Annotated in this window: 24 protein-coding genes and 1 tRNA gene; 17 read left to right on the forward strand and 8 right to left on the reverse strand. The window is 68.8% G+C overall.

Going from position 1 to position 21,384, the window contains the following annotated elements:
• From ACFOMP_RS14295 to lpxK, 8 genes are all read left to right on the forward strand, one after another.
• Positions 1-419: GcrA family cell cycle regulator (locus ACFOMP_RS14295; RefSeq protein ID WP_379031699.1), on the forward strand; the 419-nt coding region annotated here is incomplete at its 5' end.
• Position 420: 1 nt separating this feature from the next.
• Positions 421-861, forward strand: a complete 441-nt coding sequence (locus ACFOMP_RS14300; RefSeq protein ID WP_379031702.1) for an NUDIX hydrolase — start codon at positions 421-423, stop codon at positions 859-861.
• A gap of 171 nt (positions 862-1,032) precedes the next feature.
• Positions 1,033-2,751, forward strand: a complete 1,719-nt coding sequence (gene metG / locus ACFOMP_RS14305; protein ID WP_289894207.1) for a methionine--tRNA ligase — start codon at positions 1,033-1,035, stop codon at positions 2,749-2,751.
• A 94-nt stretch (positions 2,752-2,845) separates the two neighbouring features.
• A complete protein-coding gene (gene rocF / locus ACFOMP_RS14310; RefSeq protein ID WP_379031705.1) occupies positions 2,846-3,766 on the forward strand; it encodes an arginase in 921 nt (306 codons plus the stop codon).
• Between the two features lie 340 nt (positions 3,767-4,106).
• Positions 4,107-4,192: transfer RNA gene (locus ACFOMP_RS14315), tRNA-Leu, on the forward strand.
• A 347-nt stretch (positions 4,193-4,539) separates the two neighbouring features.
• A complete protein-coding gene (locus ACFOMP_RS14320; RefSeq protein ID WP_379031708.1) occupies positions 4,540-4,785 on the forward strand; it encodes a DUF4170 domain-containing protein in 246 nt (81 codons plus the stop codon).
• 16 nt (positions 4,786-4,801) lie between these two features.
• Entirely contained in the window at positions 4,802-6,034 is a 1,233-nt protein-coding gene (locus ACFOMP_RS14325) for a 3-deoxy-D-manno-octulosonic acid transferase (protein ID WP_289894210.1), read from the forward strand.
• Positions 6,031-7,020 (forward strand): tetraacyldisaccharide 4'-kinase, encoded by a 990-nt coding sequence (lpxK, locus tag ACFOMP_RS14330; RefSeq protein ID WP_379031712.1) that lies wholly within the window; start codon positions 6,031-6,033, stop codon positions 7,018-7,020. Before ACFOMP_RS14325 ends, lpxK begins: the two co-directional genes overlap by 4 nt.
• A gap of 75 nt (positions 7,021-7,095) precedes the next feature.
• Here the strand turns inward: lpxK and ACFOMP_RS14335 are convergent, their stop codons facing one another.
• The gene (locus tag ACFOMP_RS14335; RefSeq protein WP_289894212.1) at positions 7,096-7,758 is read right to left on the reverse strand and encodes a DsbA family protein; all 663 of its coding nucleotides are present in this window, start codon (positions 7,756-7,758) and stop codon (positions 7,096-7,098) included.
• Positions 7,755-8,294: a DUF721 domain-containing protein gene (locus tag ACFOMP_RS14340; protein ID WP_289894213.1), complete on the reverse strand. Its 540-nt coding sequence runs from the start codon at positions 8,292-8,294 to the stop codon at positions 7,755-7,757. The genes ACFOMP_RS14335 and ACFOMP_RS14340 overlap by 4 nt, the downstream gene beginning before the upstream one ends.
• An 86-nt stretch (positions 8,295-8,380) precedes the next feature.
• On the opposite strand from ACFOMP_RS14340, the gene ACFOMP_RS14345 reads away from it, so the two are divergent.
• Together ACFOMP_RS14345 and ACFOMP_RS14350 are read left to right on the forward strand one after the other, a co-directional pair.
• A complete protein-coding gene (locus ACFOMP_RS14345) occupies positions 8,381-9,454 on the forward strand; it encodes an A/G-specific adenine glycosylase (protein WP_379031715.1) in 1,074 nt (357 codons plus the stop codon).
• Between the two features lie 11 nt (positions 9,455-9,465).
• Positions 9,466-10,602, forward strand: coding sequence for an alkane 1-monooxygenase (locus ACFOMP_RS14350; protein ID WP_379031718.1), 1,137 nt, complete (start codon positions 9,466-9,468; stop codon positions 10,600-10,602).
• Positions 10,603-10,720: 118 nt separating this feature from the next.
• Here the strand turns inward: ACFOMP_RS14350 and ACFOMP_RS14355 are convergent, their stop codons facing one another.
• The 4 genes from ACFOMP_RS14355 to ACFOMP_RS14370 all read right to left on the reverse strand — a co-directional run bounded on the left by ACFOMP_RS14355 (position 10,721) and on the right by ACFOMP_RS14370 (position 14,281).
• Positions 10,721-11,851, reverse strand: coding sequence for a site-specific DNA-methyltransferase (locus ACFOMP_RS14355; RefSeq protein ID WP_289894216.1), 1,131 nt, complete (start codon positions 11,849-11,851; stop codon positions 10,721-10,723).
• Between the two features lie 88 nt (positions 11,852-11,939).
• Positions 11,940-12,572 carry a ribonuclease HII gene (locus tag ACFOMP_RS14360; RefSeq protein WP_289894217.1) on the reverse strand — a complete coding sequence of 211 codons (633 nt, stop codon included), beginning with the start codon at positions 12,570-12,572 and terminating at the stop codon, positions 11,940-11,942.
• A complete protein-coding gene (locus ACFOMP_RS14365) occupies positions 12,569-13,048 on the reverse strand; it encodes an ureidoglycolate lyase (protein WP_379031722.1) in 480 nt (159 codons plus the stop codon). Before ACFOMP_RS14365 ends, ACFOMP_RS14360 begins: the two co-directional genes overlap by 4 nt.
• Positions 13,049-13,105: 57 nt before the next feature.
• A complete protein-coding gene (locus ACFOMP_RS14370) occupies positions 13,106-14,281 on the reverse strand; it encodes an MFS transporter (protein WP_289894219.1) in 1,176 nt (391 codons plus the stop codon).
• Positions 14,282-14,558: 277 nt separating this feature from the next.
• Here ACFOMP_RS14370 and ACFOMP_RS14375 point away from each other — a divergent pair, with 277 nt between their 5' ends.
• The 3 genes from ACFOMP_RS14375 (at position 14,559) to ACFOMP_RS14385 (ending at position 17,754) form a co-directional block, all read left to right on the forward strand.
• Positions 14,559-15,308, forward strand: a complete 750-nt coding sequence (locus tag ACFOMP_RS14375; protein ID WP_289894220.1) for a GntR family transcriptional regulator — start codon at positions 14,559-14,561, stop codon at positions 15,306-15,308.
• Positions 15,309-15,416: 108 nt separating this feature from the next.
• Positions 15,417-16,898, forward strand: a complete 1,482-nt coding sequence (locus ACFOMP_RS14380; RefSeq protein WP_379031726.1) for a L,D-transpeptidase family protein — start codon at positions 15,417-15,419, stop codon at positions 16,896-16,898.
• Between the two features lies 1 nt (position 16,899).
• On the forward strand, positions 16,900-17,754 hold the full coding sequence (locus ACFOMP_RS14385; protein ID WP_379031729.1) for an extensin family protein: 855 nt from the start codon (positions 16,900-16,902) through the stop codon (positions 17,752-17,754).
• 1 nt (position 17,755) lies between these two features.
• On the opposite strand, the gene ACFOMP_RS14390 is transcribed toward ACFOMP_RS14385, so the two are convergent.
• Positions 17,756-18,487, reverse strand: coding sequence for a Crp/Fnr family transcriptional regulator (locus ACFOMP_RS14390; RefSeq protein WP_379031732.1), 732 nt, complete (start codon positions 18,485-18,487; stop codon positions 17,756-17,758).
• 124 nt (positions 18,488-18,611) lie between these two features.
• Positions 18,612-19,928 carry a FliI/YscN family ATPase gene (locus ACFOMP_RS14395; protein ID WP_379031923.1) on the reverse strand — a complete coding sequence of 439 codons (1,317 nt, stop codon included), beginning with the start codon at positions 19,926-19,928 and terminating at the stop codon, positions 18,612-18,614.
• A 104-nt stretch (positions 19,929-20,032) separates the two neighbouring features.
• On the opposite strand from ACFOMP_RS14395, the gene ACFOMP_RS14400 reads away from it, so the two are divergent.
• From ACFOMP_RS14400 to ACFOMP_RS14415, 4 genes are read left to right on the forward strand one after another with little or no spacing between them, the layout of a single operon-like run.
• Positions 20,033-20,422: a FlgB family protein gene (locus ACFOMP_RS14400; protein ID WP_289894225.1), complete on the forward strand. Its 390-nt coding sequence runs from the start codon at positions 20,033-20,035 to the stop codon at positions 20,420-20,422.
• 2 nt (positions 20,423-20,424) lie between these two features.
• On the forward strand, positions 20,425-20,817 hold the full coding sequence (gene flgC / locus ACFOMP_RS14405; protein WP_289894226.1) for a flagellar basal body rod protein FlgC: 393 nt from the start codon (positions 20,425-20,427) through the stop codon (positions 20,815-20,817).
• 10 nt (positions 20,818-20,827) lie between these two features.
• The gene (locus ACFOMP_RS14410; RefSeq protein ID WP_289894227.1) at positions 20,828-21,106 is read left to right on the forward strand and encodes a flagellar hook-basal body complex protein FliE; all 279 of its coding nucleotides are present in this window, start codon (positions 20,828-20,830) and stop codon (positions 21,104-21,106) included.
• 10 nt (positions 21,107-21,116) lie between these two features.
• Entirely contained in the window at positions 21,117-21,383 is a 267-nt protein-coding gene (locus ACFOMP_RS14415; protein ID WP_019352202.1) for a flagellar biosynthetic protein FliQ, read from the forward strand.
• The last annotated feature ends 1 nt before the right edge of the window (position 21,384 follow it).

A 21,384-nucleotide genomic window follows, 5' to 3' on the forward strand; every position in this document is an offset into this window, starting at 1 on the left:
CGGCGCCTTTCGGGAAGGTGTCGGTGGTCATGATGGCGCGCGCCGCGCCGGCCGCGCCGGCGCCGCAGCCCAAACCCGCGACGGCCCCCGAGCCCGCCCCGGAACCGGCAGCGGCGGCGCCGCAGCCCAGCTTCAACCGTCGGTCCATCGTGCCGGCCGGCCAGCCGCTGCCGCCGCAGCCCTCGGCCAATGAGATCAGCCCCGAGGCGCTGGCCTCGGTCCGCGAGGTCGAGAAGCGCGCCCGCAAGCTGACGCTGATGGAACTGACCGAGCGCACCTGCAAATGGCCGATCGGCGACCCGGCGACCGACAAGTTCTGGTTCTGCGGCCTGCCGTCGGCCCCCGGCAAACCCTATTGCGAGGCGCATGTCGGCGTGGCCTTCCAGCCGATGAGCTCGCGCCGCGACCGCCGTCGCTGAGGTGGGATTCCCCCGGCTTGCCGCGCTGGCCGTGACGCTGGACGGCTCGGGCGACATGACCCGCGTGCTGCTGGTGCAACGCCGCAACCCTCCCGATGCCGGGCTTTGGGGTTTCCCCGGCGGCCATGTCGAGCCGGGCGAGACGGCGCTGCAGGCCGCCGCCCGCGAACTGGCCGAGGAAACCGGCGTCATCGCCCGGCCAAGGGCCTATATCGACAATATCGACGTGATCGAGTGCGGGCCGGACGGCGCCCTGCGCTTTCACTTCCTGCTGGCTGCGGTGCGCTGCGACTATGTCTCGGGCGTGCCGGCGGCGGCGGATGACGCGCTGGACGCGCGCTGGGTTCCGGTCGCCGAGATCCGCCGCGCCGCCCTGCCGCTCAGCGCCCGGGTGGCGGACACGGTGGCCAGGGCGTTGCTGCTGGAACGGCTGGGCGACTGACCGCCCTTCGGAGACGACAGGTGCCGCCGACGGCACCTCGATACGGCATCCCGATACTGCGGCCCGCCATGACGGTCGACGTGGCCTGCGTCTGGATCGGCGGCCTATGGACGCTGGCCTTCACCCGATCCGATGGCTAAATACGGGCGACGAACCTTACAGGATCCGCATATGGCCCGGCATCTCATCACCTCGGCGATCCCTTACATCAACGGGATCAAGCACCTCGGCAATCTCGTCGGCTCGCAGCTTCCGGCGGATCTTTATGCCCGCTACCTGCGGGGCCGCGAGCATGAGGTGATGTTCATCTGCGCCACCGACGAGCATGGCACCCCCGCCGAGCTGGCCGCGGCCAAGGCCGGCAAGCCGGTGCCTGTCTATTGCGCCGAGATGCACGAGATCCAGGCCGAGATCGCCCGCAACTTCGGCCTGTCCTTCGACCATTTCGGCCGGTCGTCCAGCGAGCGCAACCATGTGCTGACCCAGCATTTCGCCGGCAAGCTGGACGAAAACGGCTGGATCTCCGAGGTCGAGGAAAAGCAGGTCTATTCGATCGACGACGGCCGCTTCCTGCCCGACCGCTATATCGAGGGCACCTGCCCGAATTGCGGCTATGACAAGGCGCGCGGCGACCAGTGCGAGAACTGCACCAAGCAGCTGGACCCGACCGACCTGATCGAGCCGCGCAGCGCCATCAGCGGCTCGACCAACCTGGAGGTGCGGGCAACGAAGCACCTCTATCTGCGCCAGCGCGCGCTGAAGGACCGGATCGCCGCCTGGATCGACAGCAAGGCCGACTGGCCGATCCTGACCACTTCGATCGCCCGGAAATGGCTGAACGACGGCGACGGGCTGCAGGACCGCGGCATCACCCGCGACCTGGACTGGGGCATCCCGGTGAAGAAGGGCGACCGGCCCTGGCCGGGGATGGAAGGCAAGGTCTTCTACGTCTGGTTCGACGCGCCCATCGAATATATCGCCGCCACCGCCGAGGGTGCCGACAAGCGCGGCGAACCAGACAGCGCCTGGCGCCGCTGGTGGCGGCTGGACGAGGGCGCCGAGGACGTGACCTATACCCAGTTCATGGGCAAGGACAACGTGCCCTTCCACACCCTCAGCTTCCCGGCCACGATCATCGGCTCGGGCGAGCCGTGGAAGCTGGTCGATTACATCAAGAGCTTCAACTACCTGACCTATGACGGCGGCCAGTTCTCGACCAGCCAGGGCCGCGGCGTGTTCATGGACCAGGCGCTGTCGATCCTGCCCGCCGATTACTGGCGCTGGTGGCTGCTGTCGCACGCCCCGGAATCGGGCGACAGCGAGTTCACCTGGGAGAATTTCCAGCAATCGGTGAACAAGGATCTGGCCGACGTGCTGGGCAATTTCGTCAGCCGCATCACCAAGTTCTGCCGCAGCAAGTTCGGCGAGACCATCCCCGAGGGCGGCAGCTACGGCCCCGAGGAGGAGGCGCTGGTCGAGGCGCTGACCACCCGCATCCGCGCCTATGAGGGTTTCATGGACCATGTCGAGGTCCGCAAGGCGGCGGCGGAACTGCGCGCGATCTGGGTTCTGGGCAACGAATACCTGCAATCGACCGCGCCCTGGTCCACCTTCAAGACCGATCCCGACAGGGCGGCGATGCAGGTCCGTCTGGGACTGAACCTGATCCGGCTCTATGCCGTGCTGTCGGCGCCCTTCATCCCCTTCGCGGCGGATGCGATGCTGGCGGCCATGCGCAGCAACGACCGCGACTGGCCCGATGATGTCCGCGCCGCGCTGCAGGCGTTGCCGGCCGGCCATGGCTTCACCGTGCCCGAGGTGCTGTTCGCCAAGATCAGCGACGAGCAGCGCGACGAATGGCAGGAGCGGTTCAAGGGCATCCGCGGCTAAGGCAGGGCTGGCGCCGCTGACGTGGACGGTGGACTTCCGCCGCCGGGCAAGGGCATGATCGCGCACATCCCGACCGACAAGCGCAGAGGCCAACATGACCCATTGCATCCTGATCGGCGCCCCGGTGGACGAGGGCCAGCGGCGGCCCGGCTGTCTGATGGGCCCCGCCGCCTATCGCGTGGCCGGGCTGACCGCGACCCTGGCCGGGCTGGGGCACACGGTCGAGGATCGCGGCGATCTGCGGCCCGCCCCCGGCCGCGGCCAGAGCTGCGCCAACCCCGCCGTGCATCACCTGCCCGAGATCATCGCCTGGACCGAGACGCTGCGCGCCGCCGGCTGCGCGGCGATGGAGGAGGGCATGCCGATCTTTCTGGGCGGCGACCATGCGCTGGCGCTGGGGACGCTGGCCGGGGTGGCCGCGCATGCCCATGCGGCGGGCCGGCCGCAATTCGTGCTGTGGCTGGACGCGCATAGCGATTTCCACACCGTCGAGACCACCCAATCGGGCAACCTGCACGGCACGCCGCTGGCCTATGCCGCGGGCCGGCCGGGCTTCGACGCCTTCCCCGCCTTCCCGGCGCCGATCCCGCCTCGGAACATCTGCATGTTCGGGATCCGCAGCGTGGACGCCGCCGAATCCGCCGCGCTGCGCGAGACCGAGATCGTGGTGAACGACATGCGCGTTCTGGACGAGCGCGGCATCGTCGCGCCGCTGCGCGAATTCCTCGACCGGGTGCGGCAGGAAAACGGGCTGCTGCACGTCTCGCTGGACGTGGACTTCCTCGATCCCTCGATCGCGCCGGCCGTCGGCACCACCGTCCCCGGCGGCACCACCTTCCGCGAGGCGCATCTGGTCTGCGAACTGCTGCATGAAAGCGGGCTGATGACCTCGCTGGACCTGGTCGAGCTGAACCCGTTCCTGGACGAGCGCGGCCGCACCGCCAAGCTGATGGTCGATCTGGTCGGCTCGCTGCTGGGCCGCAAGGTCTTCGACCGGCCGACGCGCAGTTACTGAAACGCGGGCTCCCTACAGCCGAAGCCCGGGCGCAAGGAGGGCCGGCTGTGGCGGTTCAAGGAATGTCCGGAACCCGCCATGGCGGCCCTGCCGTGCAGGCGGCGGCCTGTTGCGCGCGACCGGTCGGTCACCCAACGCGCGCCGCCCCGGCATGCGCCACCCGCGCGCTGCACGGCAAAACGTCGCCGCGGATATCCGGGCCGAGACCTGACGCGCCCCATGCGTCAGCCGCCGCCGATCCAAAAGCCGGTCTTCGACGGTTCCGCCGGGCGCATTGCGGCCGCCCTGCCCGCGCCAAGGCTTGCCAATCTCCACCGCGCCGGCTAGCCAATCCCCCGGCGCGGGCGTGGCGGAATGGTAGACGCATGGGACTTAAACTCCCTGGGGCGCAAGCCTGTGCGGGTTCGAGTCCCGCCGCCCGCACCACCCTGCCCGTCCCATATGTCAAATAAGCGCGAAATTCTTGCCCTGCCTTCACCCGCAGATTGCGCCCGGCAGAAACGAGACCGCAGGCGGCCATCTGTGGACAGCCACCCGCGATCGCAGAAAGAGGGCAGGAAAAGCGCACCGGTTCGCCCTTCCCGGCCACCCGAAACACCCTCACCACCACGATTGGGCAATCCGGGGATGGTTCCCTCTATCGGCCTTCCCTGCTTACTCCGGCTGTCGATTCGTCGCAAATGTCAACAGCGGTCCATTTTAAACAAATCTCCTTGGTTCGCCGGTTTACCTCGGCTAGGGTCGCGCCGAAAATCCGAACCCAGGAGACCATGATGGCGCAGCGCCTTCACCTCGTTTTCGGCGGCGAGCTTGTCGATCCCACCCGCACCGAATTCCGCGACACCAAAGACATCCACATCGTCGGCGTCTATCCGAACTATGCCGAAGCGCATGCCGCCTGGAAATCCGAGGCGCAGCGCACCGTGGACAGCGCCCATACCCGCTATTTCATCGCCCATCTGCACCGTCTGCGCGACGAGGAGCGGGAGGTGAGCCCGACCGAGGAGCTGGGCAGCTGAGCGCAAGCGAATCGCGATGCTCCCCTTTCAGGCCACCGCGTCCCTGGCGCTTTGGCTGCATCTGCGGCGACGGGCGGCGATTGGCAGCGGACAGGCCCAACCCTTCGAGCCGCCGCCGGGCGCCGGACCGCTGGTCATGGTGCATCTCTCGGAACGGGGCGAGGAGCCCCCGCCCCTCGGCGCGCTGCTCAAGGTGATGCTGGCCCGCCGGCCGGGGCTGCGCTTCGCCTTCACCGGCGCGGCGCCGCCGCCGGATGCGCTGCCGGCCGGCCTGCCCGCCGTCGCCCTGCCCCGCCCCACCGATCCGGGCGCCGCCCGCGAGGTCATCCAGGCCCTGTCGCCGCGCGTGCTGCTGATCCTCGGCGACCAGCTTCCGGCCTCGCTGATCGCCGGCATGGCCGATGCGGGACTGCCGGTGATCCTGTCCGAGGCGCGGCTGGTCGCCTATACCCGCCGCGGTTCGTGGCGCGGCGCCATCAATCGTGGACTGATGGGCAGGATCACCCGCATCCTCGCCCCCGACCTGACCGCCGGCGCGGCCGCGCGGCAACTGGGTGCGCCGCCCGACCGGATCGAGCTGACCGGCCCGGTGACGGAGACCCGCGCGCCGCTCGGCGCCAACGAGGCCGAGCGGCGTGCCCTGGCCCATATCCTCGCCGGCCGCCACATCTGGCTGGCCGCCGCCCCCACCCTGCCCGAGGCCGGTGCAGCGCTGGCCGCGCATCAGGCCATGCTGCATCACAACCACCGCGCGCTGCTGATCCTGGCCGGGCTGCCCCCCGAGACCATCCCCGGGATCCAGGCCGAGGCCGAGGCCCTGGGCCTTGCCTCGGTGCTGCGTTCCGAGGATGACGACCCCTCGCCCGACGACCACGTGCTGATCGCCGAGGACACGCATGAGCTGGGGCTGTGGTACCGGCTGGCGCCGGTCTGTTTCATGGGCGGCACGCTGCTGCCCGGCCCGGGCCTCGCGCCACGCCACCCGTTCGAGCCGGCGGCGCTCGGCTCGGCCATCATCCACGGCCCGATCACCGACCCGCATGGGCCGGAATGGATGCAGCTCGACGGCGCCTCGGCCGCCCGGCTGGTCACCGATGCGCAGGCGCTCTCGCGGGCGGTGGCCGACCTGACGGCGCCGGACCAGGCGGCGATGCTGGCCGGCAACGCCTGGTCGGTCAGCACCGGCGGCGCCGCGGTGCTGCGCCGCATCGCCGACACCGTGCTCGAGGCGATGGAGCCCGCCGCATGAGCCGCCGCGCCCCCGATTTCTGGTTCCGCCCGCCGGGCCTTACGGCGCGGCTGCTGGCGCCGCTGGGCGCGCTTTACGCCGCCGCCACCGCCCGGCGCCTGGCGCGCGGGCCGCGCATCCGGCCGGGCGTGCCGGTGATCTGCGTCGGCAACCTGAACGCCGGCGGCACCGGCAAGACCCCGACCGCGATCATGCTGGCCCAGCTTCTGCAGGCGCGCGGCGTGGCGGTGCATATCGTCTCGCGCGGCTATGGCGGCAGCGAAAAGGGGCCATTGCGGGTCCAGGAATCGCGCCACCGGGCCGCCGAGGTCGGGGACGAGCCGCTGCTGATGGCGGCCTTCGCGCCGGTCTGGGTCGCCGACGACCGGCTGGCGGGGGCGCGGGCGGCGGTCGGGGCCGGGGCGCGGGCGATCCTGCTCGACGACGGCTTCCAGGACCCGGCGCTGGCGCATGACCTGTCGCTGGTGGTGGTCGATGCGGCCAAGGGCTTCGGCAACGGCTTCTGCCTGCCCGCCGGACCGCTGCGCGAACCGATGGACCGCGGCCTGGCCCGCGCCGACCTGCTGCTGTCGATCGGCGATGCCGCGGCTCAGGCGCGCTTCGCCGCCCTATGGGGGCGGCGGCTGGCGCTGCCGCATCTGACCGGGCAACTGGCGCCGCTGCAGACCGGCATGGACTGGCAGGGCCAACGCGTCCTGGCTTTTGCCGGCATCGGTCATCCCGAGAAATTCTTCGCCACCCTGCGCGGCCTCGGCGCCGAGGTGGTGCGCGCCGAGGCGCTCGAGGATCACCAGCCCTTCACCCCGCAATTGCTGACCCGGCTGGAGGCCGAATCGCGGCTGCTCGGCGCGCAGATGGTGACCACGGAAAAGGACGCCGCGCGGCTGCCGCGCAGCTTCCGGCCCAGGGTGCTGGCGTTGCCGGTGCGGCTGCAGCTCGACGACCCGGCGCCGCTGACTGACCGTCTGGAGGCGCTGGGACTGTGAAAGACGCCGCAAGCCCGTGCCCGGCGCCTTCACCGTTTTCCAAATACCCCGGCGACCGCGCCGCCGGGCAAAGGCTCAGCCCTTCTCGGCCAGCTTGGCGTCGATGATCTTCTTCAGCTCGTCCCAAGGCTGGTTCTGGATCTTTTCGCCGGCGATGATGAAGGTGGGCGTGCCCTCGATCTGATCGGCGGTGGCATTGGTCTGGAAGGTGGTGACCAGGTCCGCGACCTTCTGCTTGTCGTTCCAGCAGGCATCCATCTGTTCTGTGGTCATGCCGGCCTTGGCGCCGATCTTGCGCAGATTGGCGGCGATCTCGTCGCCGGACTTGGCGTCCAGCCATTGCTTCTGGTCGTCGAAGATCAGGTCCGAGACGGCATAATACTTGTCGTCGCCGCCGCAGCGCGCCAGGATCCCGGCCCACAGGCCCACGGCATCGAAATAGACGTCGCGCTGGATGAATTTCACCTTGCCGGTATCGACATATTCGGCCTTCAGCTTCGGCAGGTTCTCGGCATGGAAGGCCGCGCAATGGCTGCAGGTGAAGCTGGCATATTCGATGATCGTCACCGGCGCGTCTTCCTGGCCCAGGGCGATGTCGGGCAGGACCTTGCCCTCGGGCATCTGCTCGGCGGTCTGGGCGTTGTCGGCGGGTTTCGCCTCTTGCGCCAACGCGGGCAGCGCAGAGACGGTCAGCGCGGCCGTGGCGGCGGCGATCAGAGAACGGCGAAGCAGCATCATGGATTGGCCTTTCGGTCGTTGACGTCCCGGCGGGACAGGATGTTCAGTGCCAGCCGCCGCATGGCGGCGGACAGCGCGGGATTGTCGAAGCCCGAGGCGATGTCCTCGGCCTGGGCGAGCTTCTGCGGATCGGGCGCGGCGGAACGGCGCGGCGCGGCGGTGAACTCGGCCTGGCCCTCCGCAAAGCCGATCGGCGCGGTCTGGGTCAGCACGATGCGCGAGACGGCGTTGAAGCCGTAGCAGGCATTCACCCGGGCGCGGATCTGGTCCACTTGCATGGCGACCAGCGGCGCATGCGCGCCCGGCACCAGCAGCGTCAGCGTGGCACCGAACCCCTTGCCATGGCTGATCCGGACCGGGCGGGTATGGGCGGCAAGCTCGGCGCCGACCACCTCCTGCCAATGCGTCAGCAGCCGGGCCACCGCGAAACCCCGCCCCTCGCCCACGGTCTTCACCCGCTGCGCAACCAGTTGCGCCGCGGCCTCGAAGCCGCGCATCCGGCGGCGGGGCTGGGTCTCGGGTTTCTTCTGGGCCATCGGGCAACCATATGGTTTATCTGCGCCGCAGTCTGGACCGCGACGCGCCCGGACGCCAGAGAGACGAAGCTGAACGAGGCTGAAAATTGCGTGACCCGAAGGTGATCCCCACCGAGCTGCTGGCTTGGTACGACCGCCATGCCCGCGCGCTGCCCTGGCGGGTGGCGCCCGGACAAGGCCGCGCCGACCCCTATCGCGTCTGGCTGTCCGAGGTGATGCTGCAACAGACCACCGTCGCGGCGGTGAAAGCCTATTTCGAGCGTTTCACCAGCCTCTGGCCCACGGTCCACGACCTCGCCGCGGCCGAGGATGCGCAGGTGATGGCGGAATGGGCCGGGCTCGGCTATTACGCCCGCGCCCGCAACCTGGTGGCCTGCGCCCGCGCCGTCGCCGCCCTGGGCGCATTCCCCGACACGCGCGCGGGGCTGGCGGCGCTGCCCGGCATCGGCGCCTATACCTCGGCCGCCATCGCCGCCATCGCCTTCGACCGGCCCGAGACGGTGGTGGACGGCAATGTCGAACGCGTGGTGGCCCGGCTTTTCGCGGTCGGAACGCCGCTGCCCGCCGCCAAGCCGGAACTGGTGGCGCTGGCCGGCAGCCTGACCCCCGACCGGCGGCCGGGCGATTTCGCCCAGGCCATGATGGATCTGGGCGCGACGATCTGCACGCCGCGCAGCCCGGCCTGCGGCATTTGCCCGATCATCCCGCATTGCGCCGCCCGGGCGCAGGGCATTGCCGCCGAACTGCCGCGCAAGGCGCCGAAGAAACCCAAGCCGCTGCGCCGGGGCACGGTCTGGATCGGCTTTGCCGAGGGCGCGGTGCTGGTCGAGACCCGGCCCGACAAGGGCCTGCTGGGCGGCACGCTGGCCTTTCCCTCGACCGGCTGGGACGGCTCGCACCAGCCGCCGCCCGCCCGCGCCGACTGGCAGGAGATCGGCCTTGTCCGCCATGTCTTCACCCATTTCGCGCTGGACCTGACGGTGATGAGCGCCCGCTTGACCGCGGCGCCGGAACGCGGCAGCCTGACCCCGCTTGGCGCTTTCCGCCCCGACGCCCTGCCGGGGCTGATGCGCAAGGCCTGGTCGCTCGCCAAGGACCGTTCCGAAACAGCCCGCCCCGCGACACCGCGTCGCCATGGCAAGCCACAGCAAAAGCCGTGATGGTTGCACCCATGCAAACCGCGTTCCGCGCCCGCCTGATCGACGCCCTGCCCTTCTGGCTTTCCCTCGGCATGGTGCCGCTGGCCCTGCTTGCCGCGCGGCTCGGCGGCTGGTGGTTCGCGCTGATGCCGCTTTATGCCTGGTATCTGATGACCATGCTGGACGCGGTGCTGGGCCTGAACCAGGAAAACCCCGACACCGAGACGCCGGAATCGCAGCTGATCTGGTATCGTGCCATCACCGTGATCTGGTTCCCGATTCAGGCGGCGATGATTTTCGGCGCGATCTGGTATGCCGCCCGCAGCGACCTGTCCGGCTGGGAAAAGCTCGGCCTGTTCTTCGGCATCGGCGTCGCCTCGGGCACCATCGGCATCGTCTATGCCCATGAGCTGCTGCACCAGCGAAACAAGCTGGAACGCTGGCTGGGCGACCTGCTGCTGGCCTCGACGCTGTATTCGCATTTCCGCACCGAGCACCTTCTGGTGCATCATTCCTGGGTGGCGACGCCGCGCGACGCGGTCTCGGCCCGCTACAACGAGGGCTTCTTCCGCTTCTTCCTGCGCGTGCTGGTCGAATGCCCGAAAAGCGCCTGGACGGCCGAGACCCGGCGCCTGACCCGCTCGGGCCGGTCGAAATTCGACCGCCGCAACCCGTTCTGGCGTTACGGCGCGCTGCAATTGGCCATGCTGGCGCTGGCCCTCATCCTCGGCGGCTGGCAGGGGCTGCTGCTGTTCCTCTGGCAGGCCTTCGTCGCCGTCTGGCAGCTCGAACTGACCAATTACGTCGAGCATTACGGCCTGACCCGCAAGCATCTGGGCGACGGGCGCTACGAACATGTCCTGCCGCGGCACAGCTGGAATTCTTCGCATACCGCGACCAACTGGCTGCTGATCAACCTGCAGCGCCATTCGGACCATCACTACAAGCCCGACCGGCGCTTTCCGCTGCTGCAGACCTATTCCGACGAAGAGGCGCCGCAACTGCCGATGGGCTATCCGGCGATGACCTTCCTGGCCATGGTCCCGCCCTTGTGGCGGCGGCGGATGAACCCGCGCGTCCGGGCCTGGCGGCGGCAGTTCTATCCCGAGATCACCGATTGGCAGCCCTATAACCGCGGCGCGCTGCCGATGCCGCGCGGGGCGCTGTAGTTCCGAGACCCGGCCGGAAAACCAAAAAGGCCCCGCCCGGCACAAGGCCGAACGGGGCAAGGCGGTCCCGGCCGCGCCAGAGCTCGCGGAGCTTCGGGACTTGGCGAAACCTTGGGGATCAGTGGGCGCGGCCTTCCTCGGCCTCCATCTCGGCGCGGATCTGCTGGCGCAGGATGTCGATGGGCACCATCCGCCCCTCGCGCCGGAAATGCCAATAGGTCCAGCCGTTGCAGCTGGGCGCCCCCTCCAGCGCGGCGCCGACCTGGTGGATCGAGCCCTTCACGTCATTGCCGATCAGGCTGCCATCGGCGCGCACCTTGGCCTTGTGGCGGTTGTTCATCGAATAAAGCTCCTCGCCCGGGCGCAGCATGCCGCGCTCGACCACCTGGCCGAAGGGCACGCGCGGCTCGGCGCGCTTGGGCTTGATGGTGGCGATGGCCTCGCTGTCGAACTTGCGGATGCGGGCCAGGCGCTTCTCGGCCACCGCGCGATAGGCGGCTTCGCGCTCGATGCCGATGAAGTCGCGGCCCAGCATCTTGGCCACGGCGCCGGTGGTGCCGGTGCCGAAGAACGGATCCAGCACCACGTCGCCGGGATTGGTCGAGCCGACGAGGATGCGGTGCAGCAACGCCTCGGGCTTCTGGGTCGGATGCGCCTTGGCGCCGCCGGCATCCTTCAGCCGCTCGCCGCCGGTGCAGATCGGCAGCACCCAGTCGGAACGCATCTGCACGCCCTCGTTCAGCGATTTCAGCGCCTCGTAGTTGAAGGTGTATTTCGCGCCCTCGGACTTGCTGGCCCAGATCATCGTCTCATGCGCGTTGGTCAGCCGCTTGCCGCGGAAGTTCGGCATCGGATTGGCCTTGCGCCAGACCACGTCGTTCAGGATCCAGAAACCCTGGTTCTGCAGCTCGGCGCCGACGCGGAAGATGTTGTGATACGAGCCGATGACCCAGATCGCGCCATCGGGCTTGAGAATGCGGCGGGCCGCCGCCAGCCAGTCGCGGGTGAAGCGGTCATAGGCCGCGAAGCCCGAGAACTGGTCCCAATGGTCGTCCACCGCATCGACGCGGCTGTTGTCGGGTCGGTGCAGCTCGCCCTTGAGCTGCAGGTTATAGGGCGGATCGGCAAAGATCAGATCGACGCTGGCCTCGGGCAGCGCGTTCATGATCTCGATGCAGTCACCGGCCAGAATCTGGTTGAGCGGAAGGGTTCGCGCCGCAGCGCGGGATTTGATATCAGGTTTCGTCATCACTGCCTCGGGGTTCGGCTATTGGGTTGCCGATTTGCTGAGGCCGATAATGAGTCAGAGCCGATTCGCCGTCAAATTCTTTTTCGAATCAACAGCTTGTGGTTTCTTCTTTACACAAGATGTTGTGGACGGGGGCGAAGCTGCGCCTATGATATGGGGTCACGCCCAGATCTAGCAGCGCCTGGCGATGCGCCGCGGTCGCATAACCGGCATTCGCCTCCCAGCCGTATCCGGGGTGCTGTTGCGCCAAATCCACCATGATGCGATCGCGCAACAGTTTGGCCAGGATCGAGGCCGCGGCGATGGACAGGCAGCGCCCGTCGCCGCCCACCACCGCCTGCCCCGGCAGATCCAGTTCGCGCGGCAGCATGTTGCCGTCGATCAGCACCAGACAGGGCCGCTGCCGCAGCCCGGCGATGGCCCGGCACATCGCCAGATGCGAGGCGCGCAGGATGTTCATCGCGTCGATCTCCTCGACGCTGGCATGGCCGACGGCCCAGTCGCAACGCGCCATCAGCAGCTCGGCCAGCGCCTCGCGGCGCTTGGCGGTCAGCTTCTTCGAATCGTTCAGCCCTTCGGGGATGCAGGCGGCATCCAGGATCACCGCCGCCGCCGTCACCGGCCCGGCCAGCGGCCCGCGCCCGACCTCGTCCACGCCGGCCACGAAGCGCGCGCCGCCGCGCAGCGCCGTCGCCTCGAAGGAATAGTCGGGAAGGCTCATGCCTCGACGGTGACGGGGGCGATCTCGACCTCTTCCAGGTTCACGCCCTCGCCCTCGCGGTCCACGACCAGGAAATCCGCCGGACGGTCCAGCGGCGTCAGCACGCCATGCCAGACTCCGGCACGCAGATTCACCCCCATGCCTGCCGGCACCAGGAAGGCGATCGGCGCCCCCGGCCGCCCGCCTTCGTCCGGCGCCACGATCGACAGCCAGGGATCGGTCCCCAGCGGCACGAAGGCCTGCGAGCCCAGCGGATGCCGCTCCAGCAGCGCGCAGTCATAGGGCAGGCTTACCGGCTCGGAGCGGAAGATCGAGATGATCGCCTCGCCGCCGCCGCGCTCGACCGTGGCCAGCGCGTGATGCCGCTCGCAGCGCCCGGCATTGATCATCTTCGAGGGCGCCCCGCGCGGGGTCAACAGCTCGCCGAATGGAGCGAATGCCTCGGCGGTGATGGGCTTTGCCTTGATCCTGCTCATTTTTCTCCGTTTCCCAAATACTCCGGGGGTCCGGGGGCAGCGCCCCCGGTCCGCAGCTTACAACCGCTCCATCCGCGGCAGGAAGATGGTCAGCAGACCCATCAGCGGCAGATAGGAGCAGATCTGATAGACGTATTCGATCCCCTTCGCATCCGCCACCACGCCCAGCACCGCGGCGGCAATGCCGCCCATGCCGAAGGCGAAGCCGAAAAAGATCCCGGCGATCATCCCGGTCCGGCCCGGCACCAGCTCCTGGGCAAAGACCACGATGGCCGGAAAGGCCGAGGCCAGGATCAGCCCGATGATCACCGTCAGCACCCCGGTGGTCGCCAGGCCGACATGCGGCAGCGCCAGGGTGAAGGGCAGGATGCCCAGGATCGAGAACCAGATCACCTTCAGCGGCCCGATCCGGTCGCCGACCAGCCCGCCCAGCATGACGCCGCCGGCCATGCCGCCCAGGAACAGGAACAGCATGACCTGCGCCTGCTGGGTGCTCAGCCCGAATTTCTCGATCAGGAAGAAGGTGTAATAGCTCGAGAGGCTGGCGGTGTAGATGTTCTTGGTAAAGGTCAGCAGCGCCAGGACCACGATCGCCACCGCCACCCGGCGCCGCGAAAAGGCCGAAGGCCCGGCGACCCGCGCGCCGGCGGCCTTGCGCCGCCCCTCGGCCCAGGTGCCGATGCGCCACAGCACCGCCGAGCCCAGCATCGCCGCGATCGAGAAGATCGCCACCGATGGCCGGCCCAGCGGCACGACGATGAAGGCGGCCAGCAACGGGCCCAGGGCCTGGCCGAAATTCCCGCCGAGCTGGAACAGCGATTGTGCGGTGCCGAAGCGCCCGCCCGAAGCGATTCGCGCCACGCGCGAACTTTCCGGGTGGAACACCGCCGAGCCGACGCCGATCAGCATCGCCCCGGCCAGAAGCACCCAGTATTCATGCGCCAGGGCCAGCAACAGCACCCCGCACACGGTCGAGCCCATGCCCACGGCCAGCGAGCGCGGCATCGGCTTCTTGTCGGTGACCGCGCCCACCACCGGCTGCAAGAGCGAGGCGGTGACCTGGAAGGCAAAGGTCATCAGGCCGATCTGCCAGTAGGAAAGCGTGAACTCCTGCTGCAGCAGCGGGTAGATCGCCGCCAGCATGGACTGCATGATGTCGTTGATCATGTGGCACAGGCTGATTGCGATCAGCACCGTCCAGGCCGTGGCGGAGGCGCCTTGGCCGCGGAACATCGTAGCTTCCGACACGGGCTTACCCTCTTGTGGATCGTTCGCCTTGTCATGCCGGGTTCCGGAATTGTCAACAACCCGGGGGAAGCCCGCCTATCGCCGGAATTGCGCTTGACCCCCAAGGAAATTTGCCATCAAAACTGAACCAAAGTGTTTACTTGCGTTAACCGGTCAGTCGGCCCCGCCAGCCGGCGCGCCGCCCGGCCATTCAGCCGAGCCTGTCGGACCGGGCATATCGAGTCGAGAAACCCCCGTCATAAAAAGCCATAAATCTATAAAAATGATCAGATTCCCCAGCCATCTGGCCCAGGCTCTTTCAGCGCAGGAACAAGAGCGCAAGCGCAGGAACATGACCTGGCAGGCGGTGCAGGAGGAGGTTCTGAACCGCATCCAGAACGGCGATTGGTCCGAGGGCAGCCTGATCCCGACCGAGGCCGAGCTGGCGACCGAATTCGGCTGCGCCCGTGCCACCGTGAACCGGGCGCTGCAGACCCTGGCGCAAAGCGGCGTGCTGGAACGGCGGCGCAAGGTCGGCACCCGGGTGGCGCAGCATCCGCGCGTGCAGATGGTGCGGACCCTGCTGCGGCGCGAGATCGAGGCCTCGGGCAAGGTCTATGGCTATGCCCTGCTGGATTGCCAGGAATGCTCTCCTCCGGCCGATGTGGCCCAGGCGATGCTGCTTCGGACCGAGGACGTGCTGCTGCGCGTCCAGGCCCGCTTCAGCGCCGACGGCGCGCTTTACTGCTGCGAGGAGCGCTGGATCAACAATTACGCCACCCCCGGCCTGACCCGCGAGGTGCTGGAGGAGATGAGCCCCTGCGAATGGCTGCTGGGCCATGTGCCGATCAACCGCGGCAGCATGGCCATGGCCGCCGCGCGCGCCGGCGAAGACTTCGTGTCGCAGGCCCTGGAACTGACCCCGGCCGATCCGGTGCTGCTGCTCGAGCGTCTGGACTGGCTGGGCAACATGCCGGTCTCGCTGACCCGGCGCTATTTCCCGGAAACCCACCGCTTCACCGCGACGATCTAGGGCGCCGTTCAAGCCGAGTTGACCGCCGCTTGCTTGCCTTGGCCGGCGCATTTGGCCAAAGCTGCGGCAAAACGACAAACACGACAGGCAACCAGAGCGGATCCGAGCATGTTCCCGACACGCCCGAAGGCGGGCCTCTTTTCACGCCTCGCGCTGACCGGCGCGGCGCTTCTCCTGCCGCTGACGCCCGGCTGGGCGCAGCCCGCGCCCACCGCGCCGACCACCACCCCGCCGGTCATCGCGCCGGTGGCGCCGCCCAAGCCCCGGGCGCTGACCTCGGTCACCCGCGACGAGATCGAGCAGGCGCAATATGACGGCGGCGACCTGCCCGCCGGCCAATCGGCGCTGACCGCCAAGGTGCAGATCCTGCTGGACCGCTCGGGCATCTCGCCCGGCGTGGTGGACGGCTGGCGCGGCGGCATGAGCGAAAGCGCCATCAAGGCCTTCCAGCGCCGCGCGGGGCTGGCGACCACCGGACGCATGGATCATGCGGTCTGGGATCTGCTGCAGGGCTATGGCCTGTCGCCGCTGACGGCGGACTACGCCATCACCGACGAGGACGCGGCCGGTCTCGTGGACAATATCCCCTCGGATTATGCCCGGAAGGCGGCGATGACCTCGCAGGGGTATACGAACGTGCTGGAAAAGCTGGCCGAGCGTTTCCACATGGACGAGAAATTCCTCGCCAAGCTCAATCCCGGCGCGGCTTTCCAGCCCGGCGAGACCATCCATGTCACCCTTCCGGCCAAGCCGATTCGCGCCAGCGTGACCCGGATCATCGTGGACAAGCAGACCCGCCGCGCCGCCGCCTATGACGCCAAGGGCAATCTGGTCGCGGATTATCCGGCCACGGTGGGCTCGGCCGACACGCCCTCGCCGCACGGCAATCACACCGTCGATGCGGTGGCGCTGAACCCGACCTATACCTACAACCCGCATCGCAACTTCAAGCAGGGCAAGAACGACCGTGTGCTGACCATCCCGCCGGGGCCGAACGCCCCGGTCGGCAATGTCTGGATCGACCTGAGCGAGCCGACCTATGGCATCCACGGAACCGCCACCCCTTCGCAGCTGTTCCTGAACCAGTCGCATGGCTGCGTGCGGCTGACGAACTGGGATGCCTGGGAACTGGCGCATATGGTGAAGCCGAAGGTCACGACCGTCGAGTTCCTCGCCCCGGGCGTCAGCATCGCCGACGTGACCGGCGCCTCGCCGGTGGTCGCGGCGACGCAGACGGCGGTGACCGCCACCATCGCCGGCACCCGCCCGCCGGCGCGCGGCACCCGGCTGCCGCCGCAGGTGCTTGCGGCCGAGTCGCCGGTTCCGGCCGAGGCGGCCGCCACCGCATCGGCCGCCGCCACGATCACCGAAGCCGCCGCATCCACCACCGCCGCCACGGTCGCGGCCCCTGCGCCGCTGGTCATCACCCCGGCGACGCCCGGCCCGACCGAGCCGCTGGTGCCCGCGACGCCGGCACCCGCCAGCCCCGGAGAGGAACCGGAATATCCGTCGGATGTCGGCCTGCCCGAAACCCTTCCGGGCCAGCCCTCGGGCAGCGTGACGCTGTATCCGCAGGTCCAGGCGCCCTGAGATGCGCGGGCTGGCGGTGATCCTGATGGCGCTGCCAAGCCTGGCCCTGGCCCAGGAGGCGCCGACGCCGCGTCCCGCAACCACCGCCGCCTCCGAGGAACGCCCGGCTCCGCGCCCCGACCCCAAGACCGCTCTGCCCACCGCCGAGACAGGGGAAAAGGCCGATCCCAAACCCGGGCGGGACAGGCAATCCGGGCCGACACCGGCGGACCCCGCCGCCGCCGAAACGGACCCGCCGGTAACCGAGCCCGCCGGTCCGCCCGGCCCGCCCATCCATGCCACCTTGCGGGAAAGCGATTTCGATCATTCCGCCTGCCTGCTCGCGCTGACGCTGCTCGGCGCGGATTACAGCGAGGAGGCTCCGGTCACCGATCCCGAGCAGCGCGACTGCGGCATCGACCGGCCGATCCTGCTGCGCGCGCCGCTGCCGGGCATCGAGATTCCGGGCGGCGCGCTGATGCGCTGCGACACCGCCCGCCACCTGGCGCATTGGCTGCGCGACTTCGTGCGCCCGGCGGCGGCCCTGCTGCCCGGCCAGCCCAGGCTGGCGGCGCTGGAGCCGGGCTCGACCTATCAATGCCGGGCCACGGTCGGCAATGACAGCGCCAAGCTCTCGGAACATGCCTTCGGCAACGCCTTCGACATCGCGGCCTTCCGGTTCGGCGACGGCACCCGGATCGCCGTCGAGCCGCGCCAGGACAGCGGCGACCTGCAAGAGGCCTTCCAGCGCGCGGTGCGCGGCACGGCCTGCCTGCATTTCGCCACGGTCCTCGGCCCCGGCGCCAACGCGGCGCATGACAGCCACCTGCATCTGGACATCAAGCAACGGAACGGCGGCTGGCGGCTGTGCCAATGACTCAGCGCTTGACCCGGTCGAGCTCCAGATATTCCGGGTCGAAGCGCGCCAGCCGCGCCAGCCCGTGCCAGTCGAGGATCTCGATTTCACCCCCGGACCAACGGATCAGCCCGCTGGCCCGCAGGTCGCGCACCGCGCGGTTCACATGGATCGAGGTATAGCCCAGGATGTCGGCCAGTTCCTTCTGCAGCAGCGGCAGGACGAAGCGGTGATCCTGCGCCGCGCCCACGCTGGCCAGCCGGGTGTAGAGTTCGCACAGCAGATGCGCCAAATGCGCGCTGGAGCGCAGCGATGCCGCCGCCACCAGCCATTGCCGATGGATCGCCGCGTCGATCACCGTGGACATCCACAAGAGCCGGGTCAGGTGCGCGAAATCCCGCGTGACCCGTCGCAGGTCGGCGTGATCGACGAATTCGACCTCGGACTCGCCGACCGAGATCACGTCATGCTCAAGCCCCGCCAGCACGAAACCGTGCAGGTCGACGAAATCCCCCGGCACGTGCAAGGCGGTGATCACCCGTTCGCCCGGGCGGCCGGCCAGTTCATGCTGGCGCGCCGCCATGCCGCGCAGCATCATGCAGCTGCGCGTCGCCAGCCGGCCGCGCGGCACGATCACCTCGCCCGGGCGGAAACAGGCATGCGTGGTCGGAATCGCACGAAGGCAGGCAATATCGGATTCGGAAAGCAGATCCCGTCTTTGCAGGTAGCGGACAAAATACTCGGTGATCGCCATGACGCTCCTCGGCTCGACCGCGGGAGATTGTCAACTCGGCGGCGGCGCCGCAATGATCTCGGGGCTGCGGTCAACATTTATCAATCATGCCACAAACCTGCGGGATTCGCAGGCTTCTTTCCGATCAGGCGGCCCGTGCCGGCGGCCCGCCCAGCGCCTCGGCCAGAAGGGCGAAGCTGCGTTGCGCATCGGCGCCGGACCGGGTGAAGAACTGGTCCAGCGCCGGGTAAAGCCGCACCGCCTCGTCCAGCTTCGGGTCCGATCCCTGCGCGTAAAGCCCGGCCCGGATCATCAGCTCGGATTCGGCGTAAAGCCCCAGGATCGCCCGCGCCCGGGCGATCAACACATTCTCGGCCGGCGTCGCCGCCTGCGGCAACGAGCGCGAAACCGAACGCAGCACGTCCACCGCCGGGAAGCGCCCGCGCTCGGCGATGGCGCGGTCCAGCACCACATGGCCGTCCAGCACGCCGCGCAGGATGTCGGCCACCGGCTCCTCCATATCCGAGCCGGCGACCAGCACGCTGAAGATCGCGGTGATGTCGCCCGAACCCTGCGGCCCCGGCCCCGAGCGTTCGGCCAGCGACATGATCAGATGCGAGACCGAGGGCGGAAAGCCGCGATAGCTGGGGCTTTCGCCGGCAGCCAGCGCGATCTCGCGATGTGCCTCGGCGAAGCGGGTGATTGAATCGGCCAGGAACAGCACATGCCGGCCCTGGTCGCGGAAATGCTCGGCCACCGTCATCGCCGCCCAGGCGCAGCGCCGCCGCATCAGCGGCGACTGGTCCGAGGTCGCCGCCACCACCACCGACCGCGCCATGCCCTCATCGCCCAGGGTTTCCTCGACGAATTCGCGCAGTTCGCGCCCGCGCTCGCCGACCAGCGCGATCACCACCACGTCGGCCGAGACCCCCTTGGCCAGTGCCGACAGCAGCGTCGACTTGCCGACGCCCGAGCCCGCGAACAGCCCCATGCGCTGGCCGCGCACCAAAGGCAGAAGCGTGTCGAAGACCGCCAGCCCTGTATCCAGCCGCCCGCCCAGCCGGTTGCGCAGCGCGGCAGGCGGCGGCGCGGGGCGATAGCCGCGCTCCTCGCCGCCGGCCAGGATGGGGCGGCCGTCCAGCGGCCGGCCGAACGGGTCGATGATTCGCCCGATCCAGGCATCGGCCGGCGCCAGAAACGGGGCGAAGACCAGTTCGACCTGGGTTCCGATCGACAGCCCGTCCATTGGCCCCTCGGGCAGGATCGCCACCTGGTCGGAATGCAGCGCCACGATCTCTCCGGTCAATCCGCCATCGGAACCCATTGAAAACACTACGCGATCCCCCAAAGAGCCATGGCTGCCAAGTCCGCTAGCCAGGATCAGCCCGCCCTGGACGGCGCTGACGCGGCCGAAATGCCGGGTCATGCGGAGGCGGCGCATGCGGGCCGCGATCGACTGCATTTTATCCATTCCGTTTCCCTTTTCTGCGGCGGGCCGGGGCCTCGAAAGGGTTTTTAAACCTATTGGGGTTAAGACCGGGTTATCGGAACAGGGGAGAAACCTCGATGTTTGACCGGATCGAAACCTTGCGGATGGCCGGCGCGCTGACAGCCCATGCGGCCGAGCGCCAGAAGCTGATCGCCCGCAACGTCGCCAATGCCGACACGCCCGGTTTCCACGCGCGCGATCTTGCCGGCTTCGCGGACACCTATCGCTCGGATGTCGCGACCGAGATGCGCGCCTCACGCCCCGGCCATCTGACCGGGGTCGGCTGGGGCGACGGAATCGGCCGGGTCGTGGACGGCGGCGGCGAACCGGCGCCGAACGGCAATACCGTCTCGCTCGAGGAGGAGATGTTCCGCAGCGCCGCGGCAAAGCGCGAATTCGACCTGTCGCTGGCGGTGACGAAATCCTCACTCACGCTGATCCGCACCAGCATCGGCCGGAGGGGCTGACGATGAGCGATTCGCTTTCGGCGACCGAACTGGCCGTCTCGGGGATGAAGTCGCAATCCGTGCGGCTGCGCCATATCTCGGAAAACATCGCCAATGCCGATACGCCCGGCTATCGCCGCAAGGTGGTGGCCTTTCAGGAACAGGTCGATTTCGGCCGCCCGACCGGCGCCGTCGCCGCCGGCCCGACCCGTTTCGACCGGCGCGACCTGCCGCGCGTCTTCGATCCGGCGCATCCGATGGCCGATGACGAGGGCTATTATGCCGGCTCGAACGTCGACCTGGTCATCGAGATCGCCGACGCAAAGGAGGCCAGCCGCAGCTACGAGGCCAATCTGCGCGTCTTCGAGCAATCCCGCCAGATGGGCAGTTCGCTGCTGGATCTGATCCGCCGCTAGGAGAGCCGCCATGATTTCTTCGACACTCGCCGCGACCGCTTACGACCGCGCACGCCCCGCCGTCACGCCGGCCGAGGGCCTGCCGCAAGGCGTGACCGCCGCGGCCAGCGATTTTGCCAAGGTGATGGAACAGGTCGATCTGGCCGCCACCGGCGCCATGGCGGGCCAGGGCGACACGCATGACCTGGTGCAAAGCATCGCCCAAGCCGAGATCGCGCTCGAGACCGTGGTCGCCATCCGCGACAAGGTGGTCGAGGCCTATCAGGAAATCCTGCGCATGCCGGTCTGAGGGGGCAACCATGGACGAGAACCTGATCTTCGACCTGACCCGCCAGGCGCTGTGGATCGCGGTGCGCATGTCGGCGCCGCTGCTGATCGTGGCGCTGGTCGCCGGCGTGGTGATCGGCCTGTTCCAGGCGCTGACCTCGGTGCAGGAAATGACGCTGACCTTCGTGCCCAAGATTGGCCTGATGCTGGTGGTGTTCTGGGTCAGCATGAGCTTCATGACCGCGACCCTGGCCAGCTTCTTTACCGACCAGATCCTGCCGCAGATCGCGGGATCCTAGG

Source organism: Paracoccus simplex (assembly GCF_042648325.1).
Lineage (GTDB): Bacteria > Pseudomonadota > Alphaproteobacteria > Rhodobacterales > Rhodobacteraceae > Paracoccus > Paracoccus simplex.